The organism is Saccharopolyspora sp. ID03-671, from assembly GCF_045278815.1.
Classification (GTDB): Bacteria; Actinomycetota; Actinomycetes; order Mycobacteriales; family Pseudonocardiaceae; genus Saccharopolyspora; species Saccharopolyspora ipomoeae.
In genome coordinates this window covers 4888891-4903988 of sequence record NZ_CP134054.1, presented here as the reverse complement: position 1 = coordinate 4903988, position 15098 = coordinate 4888891, and the positions used below count along the sequence as shown (strand labels likewise).

Sequence of the window (15098 nt, the reverse complement as noted above, 5' to 3'; positions counted from 1 at the left end):
GAACCCCCAGGACGACGTGGCCCGCCTCACCGCTGTTCGATCACGGCCCAGTGCACCGCCGTGTCGCCGTAGCGCTTCGAACGCAACCCCTCGAGGGGAGCCGGCCAGTCCGGATCCCCGCTGCGGACCGCGCGCTCGACGATCACCACGCCGCCCGGCCCCACCCAGCCGTTCTCGACGAGCCCGTCCAGCACCCGCTGCAGCAGCTCGGCCGAGAGGTCGTAGGGCGGATCGGCCAGCACCACGTCGAAAGGCTCGGCCGCAGGCGAGGCCGTCAGCGTCTCGGCCTTGGCCTGCTCCACCCGCACGTCGCGAAAACCCAGCGAAGCCGCGTTGCGCTTGAGGATCTGCGCCGCGCGACGATCCGACTCGACGAACGTGGCGTGCCCGGCACCGCGCGAGAGCGCCTCCAGACCGAGCGCCCCCGAACCGCCGTAGAGGTCGAGGACCCGCAGCCCGTCGATGTCGAGCATCGTCTCCAGCGAGTTGAACAGCGCCTCGCGCACCCGCTCCGAGGTCGGCCTGGTTCCCTTCGGGGGCACGTCCAGGCGTCTTCCGCCCGCGCTGCCCGCCACGATCCGAGTCACCGTCACATCGTCGCGCACCGCCGGTGGGCAGGTGTTTCGCGGGTGGTGAGCCACTCCGGATTCTACGCCCGGCGACCTCCCCCGGTGGCAGGCGGGACGCGTGGGGCCGCCCGGGATCGCGCGTAGTCTGTTAGGTCTGCCCACCGCGCCAGACCGGGAGAAAGTCACAGGTGTCCGAAGCATCCGAAAAGCAGGCCGAGATCGCGGTCGAGCAGGAGCACGTGGACCGCGTCTACGCCCGGCTCGACGAGCTGCGCTCCGACGCCGAGGCGATGCGCGACAAGAGCTACGAGTACGGCAAGGAGGCCACGCCCGAAGCGCTCAACGAGCGGGACGTGATGCTCCACCACGCCAACCGGACGCTGCAGGCCCTCAACGCCGAATCCGAGGGCCTGGTGTTCGGCCGGCTGGACCTGGGAACCGGCGACGCGGTGCACATCGGCCGTCTGGGCATCCGCGACCAGCGCTTCGACAACCTGCTGGTGGACTGGCGCGCCCCGCTGGCCGCCGCCTTCTACCAGGCCACCCCCGAACACCCGCAGGACGTGATCCGGCGCCGCGTGATCCGCTGCTCCCGGGAGAAGGTCATCGACGTCTCCGACGACCTGCTCGACCCCGACCGCGCGCCGTCGGACATGCGCGTGATCGGCGACGGCGCGCTGATGGCGGCTCTGACCCGCTCGCGCGGCGAGACGATGCGCAACATCGTCGCCACCATCCAGAAGGAGCAGGACGAGGCGATCCGCGCTCCCGAGAGCGGTGTCACCGAGATCACCGGCGGACCGGGCACCGGCAAGACCGCCGTCGCGCTGCACCGCGCCGCCTACCTGCTCTACCGCGAGCAGCGCAAGCTCGGCGGGCCGGGCGTGCTGGTCATCGGTCCGTCACCGGTGTTCATGAGCTACATCTCGCGGGTGCTGCCGTCGATGGGCGAGCACAACGTGGAGCTGCGCGCGCTCGGCGAGGTGCTCGACGGCATCAGCACCGCCCGGATCGACGAGCCGCGCACCGCCGAGATCAAGGGTTCCTCCCGGATGGTCAAGGTGCTGCGCCGCGCGCTGCGCCTGCCCCCACCGGAAGCCCCCGAGGCGCTGCAGCTGTTCTACCGGGGCGCGGTGCTCAAGCTGGAGGCCGACGAGCTCAAGCGGATCCGCCGCACCCTGCACAACAAGGGCGGCCAGCCCAACAAGTTCCGGATGAAGGCCGCCGACGCGCTGCTGGAAGCCCTGTGGCAGCAGGCGAAAGGCCTGGCGGGCGGCGACTTCCAGCCCGACCGGGACCGGCTGATCAGCGAGATCGGCGAGCGCATCGAGTTCCACCGCTTCCTCGTCGCCTGGTGGCCCGCGCTGTACCCGATGCAGGTGCTGCGCTGGCTGTCGGACCCGGAGCGCCTGTCCCGCGCGCCCGGCGGCTGCTGGCCGCCGAGGAGGTCGAGCTGCTGGCGAAGTCCTGGGCTTCCCTCAGCGATTCGGACGTCACCGAGTGGACGGTCGCCGACATCGCGCTGATCGACGAGCTGCGGACGATGATCGGCCCGCCGCCGAAGCGCCCCGTCCGCACCGAGCCGGACGCCGAGCAGCCGCGCCGCGCCGTCAACTACGACGAGTACGCACACGTCGTCGTCGACGAGGCCCAGGACCTCTCGCCGATGCAGTGGCGGATGGTCGGCCGCCGCGGCAGGCACGCGAGCTGGACGATCGTCGGCGACCCGGTGCAGTCGTCGTGGCCGGACCCGGCCGAGGCGGCGACCGCGCGCGAGGAGGCGCTCAGCGCCCAGCGCACCCACCGCACGTTCACGCTGCGCACGAACTACCGGAACTCGGCGGAGATCTTCGAGCACGCCTGCGACGCGGTCCGCGACCTGGTCGACCCGGACGACCTGCCGACGGCGGTGCGCACCACCGGCGTCGAGCCCGACGTCCGCGAGGTCGAGGCGGAGGAGCTGCCGGCCGCGGCCCGCGAGGCCGCGCTCGACCTGCTGCAGCGCGCGGAGGGCACGATCGGGGTCATCACCACGATGTCGCGCCGGGACGAGGTCCGCGCCTGGTTGTCCGATGTGGACGACCCGAGGCTGCGGGTGGTGGGCAGCCTCGACTCCAAGGGCATGGAGTACGACGCGGTCGCCGTCGTCGACCCCGACGGTCTGGCCACCGAGTCGACCACCGGCCGCAGGGCGCTCTACGTCGCCCTCAGCCGCGCCACGCAGTTCCTGACCGTGCTCAAACCCGCCTGACCTCGTCGGCTTCGAGCCGGTACCACCGGTTCGAAGCCGCCACCCCGTTGACCGCGCACGACGCGGCCGCCTACCTTGGAATATCAGATATCATGCGGCACGACGGGGTGGTTGCATGCACGAACCCGTTCCCACCGCTTCCGACGTGGAGGAGAAGCGGCCCGCGGGCAAGCGTTCCCAGATCCGCTGGTTGATGGTCGTCCTCGTCGCCCTGGCGACGGCCATCGCCTACATCGACCGGGCGAACCTCAGCGTCGCCGCCGATTCCATGCAGCAGGAGCTCCAGTTCTCCGACGAGCTCAAGGGAATCATGCTGTCGTCCTTCTTCTGGACCTACGCGATCTTCCAGCTGCCCGGCGGCTGGCTGGTGGACCGCTACGGACCGCGCGCGCTCTACGCGATCGCGGTGGTGTGGTGGTCGATCGGCACCGCGGCGACCGCGTTGACCAGGGGGTTCGCCGGGGTGATCGGGTGCAGGCTGGCGCTGGGCGTCGGCGAGGCACCCGTGCAGTCGGCCAACGCCCGCGTGGTCTCGGAGTGGTTCCCGCGCAAGGAGCGGGCCTTCGCGTCCTCGATCTTCGACACCGGTTCGGAGTTCGGCAGCGCGCTGTCGGTGCCGCTGGTGACGTTGCTGATCGCGCTCGTCGGCTGGCGCGGCTCGTTCGTGGTCACCGGTGCGCTCGGGCTGGTCTGGGTCGCGGTGTGGCTGCTGGTCTACCGCTCGCCGCGCAAGCAGCGCTGGGCCAACCGGGCCGAGATCGACTACATCGAGCAGGGCGGTGGCCGCACCGAGGAGAAGGAGCTCAAGGAGGGCGGCAAGGAACCGATGAAGTGGCGCGACCTGTTCCGCTACTCCACCACCTGGGCGCTGGTCGCGGGCTACACCTGTCGCGGTGTGATCATCTACTTCTTCATCACGTGGTACCCGGATTTCCTGGTCGACCAGCAGGGTTTCTCGCTGCTGGAGCTCGGATTGTTCGGCGCCATCCCCGGTTTGGCGGCGATGGTGGCGAACTGGCTCGGCGGGCTGTTCTCCGACTGGCTCGTGCGGCGCGGCACCCCGCTGGCGATGGCGCGCAAGATCCCGTTGGTCATCGGCATGCTCGGGGCCTCCACGATCGCGCTGGCCTCGATCGCGCCGAACCCGGTGTGGGCGCTGGTGTTCCTGACCGTCTCCTACTGCAGCGCGGCGGTGTCCACGGGAGCGCTGCTGTCGCTGCCTGCGGACGTGGCGCCGACGCCGCGCAACGTGGCCTCGCTGACCGGCGTGCAGAACTTCGGGTCGCAGCTGGGCGGCATCATCGGGCCGATCGTGATCGGATTCCTGCTGGGAACCGGGCAGTTCGCCTACGTGTGGCCGCTGGTCTTCGCGGGCGCGATGTGCGTGCTGGGCGCGTTCTTCTACGCGTTCGTGGTGCAGGTCAAGCCCCTGAACGAGCAGCGACCGATGTTCGGCTGATCAGGACTCGGACTTCTCGGCGGCTTCGAGGTTGGTGAGCGAGCGTTGGATGTGCTCGCTCACAAGCCGTTCGGCCTCGTCGGCGTTGCCGTCGTTGACGGCCGCGAGGATCTCGGCGTGCTCGACGAACTCCTCCCGCCAGGTGGGCCAGCGGTCCCACAGCAGGTTGACCACGCCGAGGGCGGTGAGGTCCTGCAGGTCGTCGAGCTGGTCGATGACCAGGGCGTTGCCGCAGCCCGCGTAGAGCGCCCGGTGGAACCGGCGGTTGGCCATGCTCAGGTCGTGGTTGTTGCCCGCGCTGAGCAGCCCGGCGGCCTCGTTGAGCGCATCCTGCGCGCGGTGCACGACGTCGGCGGCACCGGCGGTGGTGGTCATCCGGGCGGCCCACGGTTCGAGCAGCCTGCGGACCTCGTAGACCTTGCGGACGTCCTCCAGCGAGAGCGTGCGGACGGTGATCCCCTTGTTGGGCACGACGGTGACCAGGCCGGTGTGGGCCATGCCGATGAGCGCCTCGCGCACCGGCGTCTTCGACACGCCGAGCAGTTCCGACAGGCGCCGCTCGACCAGCGTCTCCCCGGGGCGCAGCTCGCCGGCCAGGATCGCGGTGCGGATGGAGTCCGCGACCAGGTCGGTGCGGCTGGCGGGCCCGCTGAGGGGACGCAGTCCGGAGGAATCGCTGGCCAGCTGTGTCACATCGCCGATGATATATCACCGCCTCCCAACACACCCGGGCGACCTGCTGATTCCACTCCTCCTCGGCCACCTGGTGTATGATATCTCAGGATCGAACCGGACATTGCGAGGGAACCATGCGCACAGTCGCTCAGGCCGTCGCCCGCGTGCTCGCCGACGCGGGGGTCGAACACGGCTTCACCGTGCCCGGCGAGTCGTTCTTGGGCCTGCTCGACGCGTTCGCCGAAGCCCCGGAGCTGACCTTGGTGTCGACGCGGCACGAGAGCGGCGCGTCCTTCATGGCCGAGGCGTGCGGCAAGCTGCGCGGCGTTCCAGCGGTGGCGATGGCCAGCCGGGGCCCGGGCGCGACGAACCTGTCCATCGGCGTGCACACGGCGCAGCAGGACGGCACCCCGATGGTGGTGCTGCTCGGCCAGGTCCCCTCGACCAAGCTCGGTCGCGAGAGCTTCCAGGAGGTCGACCTCGCCGCGATGTACGCACCGCTGGCCACCTCCGCCACCCAGCCCGCCACGGCCGCCGAGGTGCCGGGGGCGGTCGCGGAGGCGCTCGCGCGAGCCACCGGACCACGTCCGGGACCTGCGGTGGTGGCGGTGCCGAGCGACTTCTGGGACGAGCCCTTCCCCGGCCCGCTCCCGGTGCCCGAACGCGCCGCGACTCCGGAACCCGACGTCGCCGGAGTGGCCGAAAGGCTCGGCGCCGCGCGCGGTCCCGTGGTGATCACCGGTGCTCGCGACCCGGAGAGCCATCGCGAGCTCGTCGCCACCGCCGAGGCGCTCGGCCTCGCCGTCTACACCGGTTTCCGGCGGCAGGACTCCTTCCCGGAGGACCACCCGCAGTTCGCCGGGCACCTCGGGCTGTCGGTGCCCGACGCGCAGCTCAAGGCCCTGGAGGACGCAGACGTCGTGCTCACCGTCGGGATGCGGCTCGACGAGGTGACCAGCCAGGGATTCCGCTTCCCGCTGCCCGAGCAGGAGCACCTCGCGCTGCCGTCGTCAGCGCTCGCCGAGCTGCGCGCGAAGACCCCGGCGCGGCGGCGGGACTGGTCGGTCGCGCACGAGGCGGTCCGGGAGTTCACGACCCCACCGGAGTTCGCCCCCGGCTCTCCCCTGCACCCGACGGAGGTGGTGCGCGCCCTTCGCCGGCTCGCGCCGCGCGACGCGGTGGTCACCAACGACGCGGGGAACTTCTCCGGGTTCGCGCACCGCTACTGGTGCTTCACCGGGCCGCGCACCCAGCTCGGCCCGTGCAACGGGGCGATGGGCTACGCGGTCCCCGCCGCGGTGGCCGCCCAGCTCCTCGAACCCCGGCGCGCGGTGATCGCGATGGTCGGCGACGGCGGCGCGCTGATGACCGGCCAGGAGATCGAGACCGCGGTTCGGCACGAGGCCCCGATCGTCGTCGTGGTGTTCCAGAACGGCCTGTACGGCACGATCGCGCTGCACCAGGTCAAGAGCAGCCGACCGATGTCGGCGGTGGACATCGGCGCCGTGGACTTCGCCGGGTGGGCGCGGAGCCTCGGGGCGGCCGGGCACACCGTGGACACCCGCGAGCAGCTGGAACCGGCGATCAGCGCGGCGCTGGCCGAGCGGCGACCATGCGTGCTCGACGTCCGCACCGACCCCGACGTGCTCACCGCCGAGGCGAGGCTGGGTGACTTCCTGGAGAGCGGGGCGACTTCCTAGAGAGCTGACCGCACGCCGGCGCGCTCGGCGACACCGCGCAGCTGCTCGACGAGCGCGTCCGGTAGCGGAATCCCGTTCCGGGACCGCTCTCGTCGAGCGGCGGCCTGCGGATCTCCCGCCACCAGAACGGGTTCGTCCTCCTTGAGCGGCGGTGTGGCGTGGAGCCGGTCGACGGCGTCGTCGAGGTCGTCCTCGAACTCGCCGGGCGGGCGGAACCCGCTCGGGTCGAGGGCGAGGAAGAAGTGCCCGATGTTGTGCGGTTCCCCGGGTTCGCGGCTCGCCGGGAACGTCCCGCCGCACAGCGTCGCGGCCAGGACGTGGGCCATCATGCTCAGCCCGTACCCCTTGTGCGAGCCCATCTCCGGTGTGCCGCCGAGCGGGGTCAGCCCGCCGATGTCGTCGTGGCGCAGGATGCCCAGCGCCTCGTGGGCGTTGGTGACGGGCCGGTTGGCGGCGTCGACCACCCAGCCCTCGGGGAGGGGTTCGTCGTGGAAGTCGTAGACCTTGACCTTGTTCACGGCCGCGGTGGTGGTGGCGATGTCGAGCAGGAAGTGCGGGTTGCGCCGAGCGGGAGCGGCGAAGGCGATCGGGTTGGTGGCCAGCATCGGCACCACCGATCCGGTCGGTGGCGAGGCGGGCAGGTTCGCCGAGCTGGTGACCAGGCCGATCAGTCCCTGGCGCGCGGCCATCTCGGCGTAGTGGCCGGCGGCGCCGAAGTGGTGCGAGTTGACCACCGAGACCACGCCGACGGTGCCGGTCTTCGCCTTGTCGATGGCCCTGCGCATGGCGAACTCGCTCGCCGGGTGGCCGATGCCGCCGCGGGCGTCGACCAGAGCCGATGCGGCGTTCTCGCGCACCACGGCGGGTCTGGCGCGCAGGTCGATCCGGCCTTCGGCTCGGAAGTTCTCGTAGGTCATCAGCATCGACACCCCGTGCGAGTCGATGCCCGCCAGGTCGGTCTCGGCCATCACCTCGGCCGTGATGACGGCCAGGTCGTGGTCCATGCCCCACGCGGTGAGGACCTGGGTGATCAGTTCGCGCACTGCCTCGACGGAAACCCGCACCAGATGACTCCCAACATCCGACGATGAGAAGAAAGAGCGCTAATGCCAGGGGTTCTCGGACGCCCACCGCTCGTACTCGGCCCGGGTGGCCTCGTCCGGCGGGTACGTGCCGCGAAGCGGCAGGCCGGAGTCCACTTTGGAGAGCACGAACTCCTCGAGGTGCTCTTGCGCGGCAGCGGCTTCGGCGACCTCGTCGGCCAGGTGACGCGGGATGACCACGACGCCGTCGTGGTCGCCGACCAGCACGTCGCCCGGGTAGACGGCGACTTCACCGCACCCGATCGGCACCTGCGCGTCCACGGCGTGGTGCTGGATCAGGTTGGTGTTGGCCGAGGGGTTGCGCGCGAAGGTCGGCATCGCCAGCTCGGCGAAGCCGTCGGAGTCGCGCACCGAGCCGTCGGTGACCACGCCCGCGCACCCCCGGTGCAGCAGCCGGGTCGCCAGGATGTGGCCGAGCGAGGCGGCGCGCTGCTGCCCGCGCGAGTCGATGACCAGGACCTCGCCCGGGTTCACCGATTCCACGGCCTTGCGCTGCGGGTGGTCGTAGTCCTGGAACACCGCGAGCACGTCGAGGTCCTCGCGCGCCGGGATGTAGCGCAGGGTGAAGGCGACGCCGACCATGCGGGACCGCTCGGGGTTGAGGGCCCGCAAGCCCTGCACGAGCTGGTTGCGCAGGCCGCGGGAGAGCAGCTGCGTGGTGATGGTCGCCGTGCTGGCGTAGCGGAGGGCGCGCAGGGTGCGCTCCGGCAGCGGATCGGAAGCCTGGATCGAGCTGTCCACCATCTTCGGCCCTTCGCATCGTCGGACGTCTGAGATATCATATACCGGGCTGGCAAGGGGGCGTCCCGGACGATCTCCAGCCAAGCCCTGCGAACAGCGAGGTTCCAGACTCCGGAAAGGAGTTCGCCGGCCATGTCCCGTCCCAGGCTCACCGCCGAGCAGCTGCGCAGTCACCGCTGGTTCGGCGTGGACACCATGCGTTCCTTCGGGCACAAGTCCCGCGCCAAGCAGATGGGCTACGACGCCGAGGACTACTCGGGCAAGCCGGTGATCGGCATCGTCAACACCTGGAGCGAGATCAACCCGTGCCACCGGCACTTCCGGGAGCGAGCCGAGGACGTCAAGCGCGGCGTCCTGCAGGCGGGCGGGTTCCCGCTGGAGCTGCCCGCGATGTCGCTGTCAGAGCCGTTCCAGAAGCCGACGACGATGCTCTACCGGAACATGCTCGCGATGGAGACCGAGGAGCTGCTGCGCTCCTACCCGGTCGACGGCTGCGTGCTCATGGGCGGCTGCGACAAGACCACTCCGGGCCTGATCATGGGCGCGACCAGCGCGGACGTGCCGTCGATCTTCCTGCCTGCCGGGCCGATGCTCAAGGGGCGCTGGAAGGGCGTGACGCTGGGCAGCGGTTCGGACACCTGGAAGTACTGGGCGCAGCGGCGCGCGGGCACCCTCGGCGAGCGGGAGTGGGGCGAGATCGAGGACGGCATCGCCCGCTCCCCCGGTCACTGCATGACGATGGGCACGGCCTCGACGATGACGGCCGCGGCCGAGGCCCTGGGGCTGACGCTGACCGGCGGTTCCTCGATCCCGGCGGCGTTCTCGCACCACCCGCAGCTGGCCGTGGCCACCGGGCGCCGGATCGTCGATCTGGTCTGGGAGGACTTCCGGCCGCGCGAGTTCCTCACCCGGGAGGCGTTCGAGAACGCCGTCGCGGTGGTGATGGCGATGGGCGGTTCCACGAACGCGGTCATCCACCTGGTAGCGATGGCCGGTCGCGCGGAGGTCGAGCTGCCGCTGGAGGTCTTCGACGAGCTGTCCCGGAAGGTCCCGGCGCTGGCCAACATCCGCCCGTCGGGCGACTACCTGATGGAGGACTTCCACGACGCGGGCGGGCTGCGCGGGTTGATGGCCGAGCTCGGCGAGCTGCTGCACCGCGACGCGATCACGGTCACCGGCCGCGCGCTGGGCGAGGACCTCGACGGCGCGGAGGTCCACGACACCGACGTGATCCGCCGCCGCGAGGACCCCCTGTCCGAGCAGGGAGGGCTGGCCGTGCTGCGCGGGTCGCTGGCACCCGACGGCTGCGTGATCAAGACCAGCGCGGCCGGCCCCGAGCTGCTGCGGCACCGGGGCCGGGCGGTGGTGTTCGACTCCTACGAGGACATGGAGGCTCGCATCGACGCCGACGACCTCGACGTCGACGCGAGCTCGGTGCTGATCCTGCGCGGCGCGGGCCCGCTGGGCGGCCCGGGCATGCCGGAGTGGGGCATGCTGCCGATCCCGAAGAAGCTGCTGCGCGAGGGCGTCACCGACATGGTGCGGATCTCCGACGCGCGGATGAGCGGCACCAGCTACGGCACCTGCGTGCTGCACGTGGCTCCTGAGTCGTTCGCGGGAGGCCCGTTGGCGCTGGTGCGCGACGGCGACGTCGTCGAGCTCGACGTCGACGGCCGGAGGCTGGACCTGCGCGTCGACGAGGCGGAGCTGGAGCGCAGGCGCGCGGAGTGGACGCCACCGGAACCGGTCTTCGCGCGCGGCTACGGGAAGTTGTTCGCCCAGCACATCACCCAGGCCGACCGGGGCTGCGACTTCGACTTCCTCGAAGGCTCCGGCGGGGCGCCCGAACCGGCCATCCACTGAGACGACCGGACGACCGAGACGACCGGACGACCAAGACGACCGGCCACTGAGACGAGCGGAGACGACGATGGCGACCAGCGTCGACGCGCTGCGCGGGGTCACCGCGATCACCGTGACCCCGTTCGACGGGGCGGGCGCCCCGGACTGGTCCGGCTACGAGGCGATCGTGGCGCGGATGGGTGAGGCCGGGGTGCAGGTGATCACGCCGAACGGCAACACCAGCGAGTTCTACGCGCTGTCCCGCACCGAGTGGCAGCGGGCCAACGAGGTCACCGCGGCCGCGGCGGGCGCGTCGGTGGTGATGCCGGGCGTCGGCTACGACGTCGGCACCGCCAAGGACATGGCGGTGGCGGTGCAGCAGCTCGGGGCGCCGCTGGCGATGCTGCACCAGCCGGTGCACCCGCACCAGTCGGTGGCCGGGTGGGTCGCCTACAACCGGGAGATCGCCCAGTCCGCGCCCGGGCTCGGGTTCGTGCTCTACGTCAAGGACGCCCGGATCGGCTCCGACGCGCTGGGCTCGCTGTTCGACGCCTGCCCGAACGTGGTCGGCATCAAGTACGCGGTGCCCGATCCGCTGCGCTTCGGCGAGATCTGCGCGTCGCTGGGCACGGACCGGGTGGCCTGGTCGTGCGGGCTGGCCGAGCGCTGGGCGCCGTCGTTCTGGCCGCTGGGCGCGGCCGGGTTCACCTCGGGCGGTGTCAACGTCGCACCGAGGTTGTCGCTGGACTACCTGGCCGCGCTGCGCTCCGGCGACCAGGGGGAGGTCCGGCGGCTGTGGGCGTTGATCGCGCCGTTCGAGGAGCTGCGCGCCGAGGACGCCACGGCCCGCAACGTCGCGGTGGTCAAGGAGGCGCTGGCCCAGCAGGGCCTGTGCGGGGCGACGGTGCGGCCACCGGCTGGTGACCTGTCGCCGCAGCAGCGGGAGCGGGTCACCGAGATCCTCGCGTCCTGGGCCGAGGCGGGTTACTGACCGCCGATCCGCACGAACACCGGGCCGACGAAGGGCAATCGGTGTTGCCCTGGGGCGCTGAGGGGCTGAGAAGCGTTCAGGCACAAGAAGCGGGCCGCTCCCTCGGGGGAGGGAGCGGCCCGTTCCGGGGTCCGGCTCAGGTTGTGCGATGGGGGGCTTTCTCCTGGATCGTCCCCCACCCCGGGATCAGCCGAGTTCGATGATGAGGTCTCCGCCCTCGACCTGCTGCACCGCACCGATGGCGAGGCGCTTGACCTGGCCGCTCTGCGGGGCGGTGATCGCGGCCTCCATCTTCATGGCCTCGATCGTGGCGACGGTCTGACCCGACTCGACGGCGTCGCCCTCTGCGACGGCCAGCGTGACCACGCCCGCGAACGGGGCGGGCACGTGACCCGGGTTGCCGCGGTCCGCCTTCTCGGCGACCGGCAGGTCGGTGGCCACCGAGCGGTCGCGGACCTGGATCGGCCGCAGCTGCCCGTTGAGCACCGCCATGACGGTGCGCATGCCGCGCTCGTCGGGTTCGCTGATGGCCTCCAGCCCGATGAGCAGCCGCACGCCGGGCTCCAGGTCCACCGAGTACTCCTCCCCCGGCTTGAGGCCGTAGAAGAAGTCCTTGCTGCGCAGCAGCGAGGTGTCGCCGTAGGCGTCGCGGTGGTCCTGGAACTCCTTGGTGGGCTTGGCGAACATCAGCCGGTTGAGCGTGTTGCGCCGGTCGTTGACCAGCCCGTCGCGGTCCTCGGTGGACAGTTCCGCGACCTTGCGGGTGCTGGTGCGGCCTTCCAGCGCGCGGGTGCGGAACGGCTCCGGCCACCCGGCGGGCGGGTCGCCCAGCTCGCCCTGCAGGAACCCGATCACCGAGTCGGGGATGTCGAACTTGCGCGGCTCGGCCTCGAAGTCGGACGGGTCGACGCCCGCACCGACCAGGTGCAGCGCCAGGTCACCGACGACCTTCGAGGACGGGGTGACCTTGACCAGTCGGCCGAGGATCCGGTCCGCGGCGGCGTACATGGCCTCGATCTCCTCGAACTTGTCGCCGAGGCCGAGCGCCACCGCCTGGGTGCGCAGGTTGGACAGCTGGCCGCCGGGGATCTCGTGCGAGTAGACGCGGCCGGTCGGCGAGGCCAGGCCGGCCTCGAAGGGCTGGTAGATCTTGCGGACCGATTCCCAGTAGGGCTCCAGGTCGCACACCGACTGCAGGTCCAGGCCGGTGGTGCGCTCGGTGTAGTCGGTCGCGGCCACCAGCGAGGACAGCGCGGGCTGCGAGGTGGTGCCCGCCATCGACGCGGTCGCCGCGTCCACGGCGTCCACACCGGACCGGATGGCGGCCGTGTAGGTGGCCAGCTGCCCGCCCGCGGTGTCGTGGGTGTGCAGGTGCACCGGCAGGTCGAACTCCTTGCGCAGCGCGGTGACCAGCTTCTCCGCGGCGGGGGCCCGCAGCAGTCCGGCCATGTCCTTGATGGCCAGCACGTGCGCACCGGCCTCGACGATCTGCTCCGCGAGGCGCAGGTAGTAGTCCAGTGTGTACAGCTTCTCGTCCGGGTTGGACAGATCAGCGGTGTAGCACAGCGCGACCTCGGCCACGGACTTCCCGGTGTTGCGCACGGCTTCGATGGCCGGGCGCATCTGCTCGACGTCGTTGAGCGCGTCGAAGATCCGGAAGATGTCGATGCCGGTGTCGGTGGCCTCCTGCACGAAGTGCTCGGTGACCTCCGTCGGGTACGGCGTGTAGCCGACGGTGTTGCGGCCGCGCAGCAGCATCTGCAGGCAGATGTTGGGGACGGCTTCGCGCAGCTTGGCCAGCCGCTCCCACGGGTCCTCGGCGAGGAACCGCAGCGCGACGTCGTAGGTGGCCCCGCCCCAGCACTCCAGCGACAGCAGGTCGGGGGTCATCCGGGCCACGTGCGGCGCGACGGCCAGCAGGTCCTTGCTGCGCACCCGGGTGGCCAGCAGCGACTGGTGGGCGTCGCGGAAGGTGGTGTCGGTGACGCCGACGTGGTTGGCCTCGCGCATCCACCGCGCGAAGCCCTCGGGGCCGAGCTCGGTGAGCTTCTGCTTGGAGCCGGGCAGCGGCGCGGCGGTGAGGTCGACCTCGGGGAGCTTGAAGCTCGGGTCGGCGGCGCTCGGGCGCGGACCGTTGGGCTGGTTGACGGTGACGTCGGCGAGGTAGCTGAGCATCCGCGTGCCGCGGTCGGCGGAGTGCCGGGCGGTGAGCAGGTGCGGGCGCTCGTCGATGAACGAGGTGGTGACGCGACCCGCGCCGAAGTCGTCGTCGTCGAGCACCGCCTGCAGGAACGGGATGTTCGTGGCGACGCCGCGGATCCGGAACTCGGCGAGGGCGCGGCGGGCGCGGCCGACGGCGGTCGGGAAGTCCCGGCCGCGGCAGGACAGCTTGACCAGCATCGAGTCGAAGTGCGCGCTGATGCTGGTGCCGGCGAAGGCGGTGCCGCCGTCGAGGCGGATGCCCGCGCCGCCGGGCGAGCGGTAGGCGCTGATCATGCCGGTGTCGGGGCGGAACCCGTTGGCCGGGTCCTCGGTGGTGATGCGGCACTGCAGGGCGGCGCCGCGCAGCCGGATCTTGTCCTGGGTCATGCCCAGGTCCTCCAGCGTCTCACCGGCGGCGATGCGCAGCTGCGACTGCACGAGGTCGGCGTCGGTGACCTCCTCGGTCACGGTGTGCTCGACCTGGATGCGCGGGTTCATCTCGATGAACACGTGGTTGCCGCGCTCGTCGACGAGGAACTCGACGGTTCCGGCGTTGACGTAGCCGATCTTGCGAGCGAAGGCGACCGCGTCGGCGCAGATCCGCTCCCGCAGCTCCGGGTCGAGGTTGGGGGCCGGGGCGATCTCGATGACCTTCTGGTGGCGCCGCTGCACCGAGCAGTCGCGCTCGAAGAGGTGCACGACGTTGCCGTGCCCGTCGGCGAGGATCTGCACCTCGATGTGCCGCGGGTTGACCACGGCCTGCTCCAGGAACACCGTCGGGTCGCCGAAGGCGGACTCGGCTTCGCGCATGGCGGCTTCGAGGGCCTCGCGCAGCGCGGAGGGCTCGTCGACGCGGCGCATGCCGCGACCGCCACCACCGGCGACGGCCTTGACGAAGACCGGGAAGGTCATCTGCTCGGACGCGGCGAGCAGTTCGTCGAGGTCGCGGGACGGCGCGGAGGAGTCCAGCACCGGGACGCCTGCTTCGCGCGCGGCGGCGACGGCGGTGGCCTTGTTGCCGGTCATCTCGAGGATCTGCTGGCGCGGGCCGACGAAGGTGATGCCGGCTTCGTGGCAGGCCTTGGCCAGCTCGGGGTTCTCCGAGAGGAAGCCGTAGCCCGGGTAGACCGCGTCGGCGCCCGCCTGGCGCGCAGCCTTGATGATCTCGTCGACGGAGAGGTAGGCCCGGACCGGGTGGCCGGGTTCGCCGATCTCGTACGACTCGTCGGCTTTCAGCCGGTGCAGCGAGTTGCGGTCTTCATGCGGGAAGACCGCGACGGTCCCCGCCCCCAGCTCGTAGGCGGCGCGAAAAGCGCGAATCGCAATCTCGCCGCGGTTCGCGACGAGCACCTTGCGGAACATGCCGGCTCCCTCGGATAACAGGCGTCGGTCGGTGCAGGAGACACTACCGCGAAAATTCCCCGTTACGGGAGAACCCGTCAGGTGACGAAGACCTCGACACCCCTTATGACCAGCCCAAACGCCGGTTGTGCACAAGCTGTAGCGGAAAGAAAATCATGCGATTTTTCCACTGGCGGAACTTTCGCTCACCTATTCGAGGCTTG

General features: G+C 71.0%; 9 protein-coding genes and 1 pseudogene. 5 read left to right on the top strand and 5 right to left on the bottom strand.

The features are described 5' to 3' along the window. Positions 1 to 26: 26 nt before the first annotated feature. On the bottom strand, positions 27 to 587 hold the full coding sequence (rsmD, locus tag REH65_RS22715) for a 16S rRNA (guanine(966)-N(2))-methyltransferase RsmD (RefSeq protein ID WP_406689005.1): 561 nt from the start codon (positions 585 to 587) through the stop codon (positions 27 to 29). A gap of 170 nt (positions 588 to 757) precedes the next feature. On the opposite strand from rsmD, the pseudogene REH65_RS22710 reads away from it, so the two are divergent. Beyond that, a pseudogene (locus REH65_RS22710) lies at positions 758 to 2820 on the top strand (HelD family protein). 115 nt (positions 2821 to 2935) lie between these two features. Next, a complete protein-coding gene (locus tag REH65_RS22705) occupies positions 2936 to 4279 on the top strand; it encodes an MFS transporter (RefSeq protein WP_406689004.1) in 1344 nt (447 codons plus the stop codon). Here the strand turns inward: REH65_RS22705 and REH65_RS22700 are convergent, their stop codons facing one another. Then, complete coding sequence (locus tag REH65_RS22700) at positions 4280 to 4972, bottom strand: GntR family transcriptional regulator (RefSeq protein ID WP_281454924.1); 693 nt, start codon at positions 4970 to 4972, stop codon at positions 4280 to 4282. Between the two features lie 116 nt (positions 4973 to 5088). Here REH65_RS22700 and REH65_RS22695 point away from each other — a divergent pair, with 116 nt between their 5' ends. Beyond that, positions 5089 to 6654: a thiamine pyrophosphate-dependent enzyme gene (locus REH65_RS22695; protein WP_406689003.1), complete on the top strand. Its 1566-nt coding sequence runs from the start codon at positions 5089 to 5091 to the stop codon at positions 6652 to 6654. Here the strand turns inward: REH65_RS22695 and REH65_RS22690 are convergent. Together REH65_RS22690 and REH65_RS22685 are read right to left on the bottom strand one after the other, a co-directional pair. Then, positions 6651 to 7718, bottom strand: coding sequence for an Ldh family oxidoreductase (locus REH65_RS22690; protein WP_406689002.1), 1068 nt, complete (start codon positions 7716 to 7718; stop codon positions 6651 to 6653). The two genes, REH65_RS22695 and REH65_RS22690, sit on opposite strands and share 4 nt — an antisense overlap. 39 nt (positions 7719 to 7757) lie before the next feature. Further along, positions 7758 to 8501, bottom strand: coding sequence for a ribonuclease activity regulator RraA (locus REH65_RS22685; protein WP_406689001.1), 744 nt, complete (start codon positions 8499 to 8501; stop codon positions 7758 to 7760). A gap of 129 nt (positions 8502 to 8630) precedes the next feature. Between REH65_RS22685 and araD the strand changes: the two genes are divergently transcribed. Continuing rightward, a complete protein-coding gene (gene araD, locus REH65_RS22680) occupies positions 8631 to 10361 on the top strand; it encodes an L-arabinonate dehydratase (RefSeq protein ID WP_406689000.1) in 1731 nt (576 codons plus the stop codon). Positions 10362 to 10428: 67 nt separating this feature from the next. Next, positions 10429 to 11331 (top strand): dihydrodipicolinate synthase family protein, encoded by a 903-nt coding sequence (locus tag REH65_RS22675; protein ID WP_406688999.1) that lies wholly within the window; start codon positions 10429 to 10431, stop codon positions 11329 to 11331. Between the two features lie 186 nt (positions 11332 to 11517). On the opposite strand, the gene REH65_RS22670 is transcribed toward REH65_RS22675, so the two are convergent. Further along, on the bottom strand, positions 11518 to 14895 hold the full coding sequence (locus REH65_RS22670; RefSeq protein WP_406688998.1) for a pyruvate carboxylase: 3378 nt from the start codon (positions 14893 to 14895) through the stop codon (positions 11518 to 11520). Positions 14896 to 15098 lie beyond the last annotated feature (203 nt).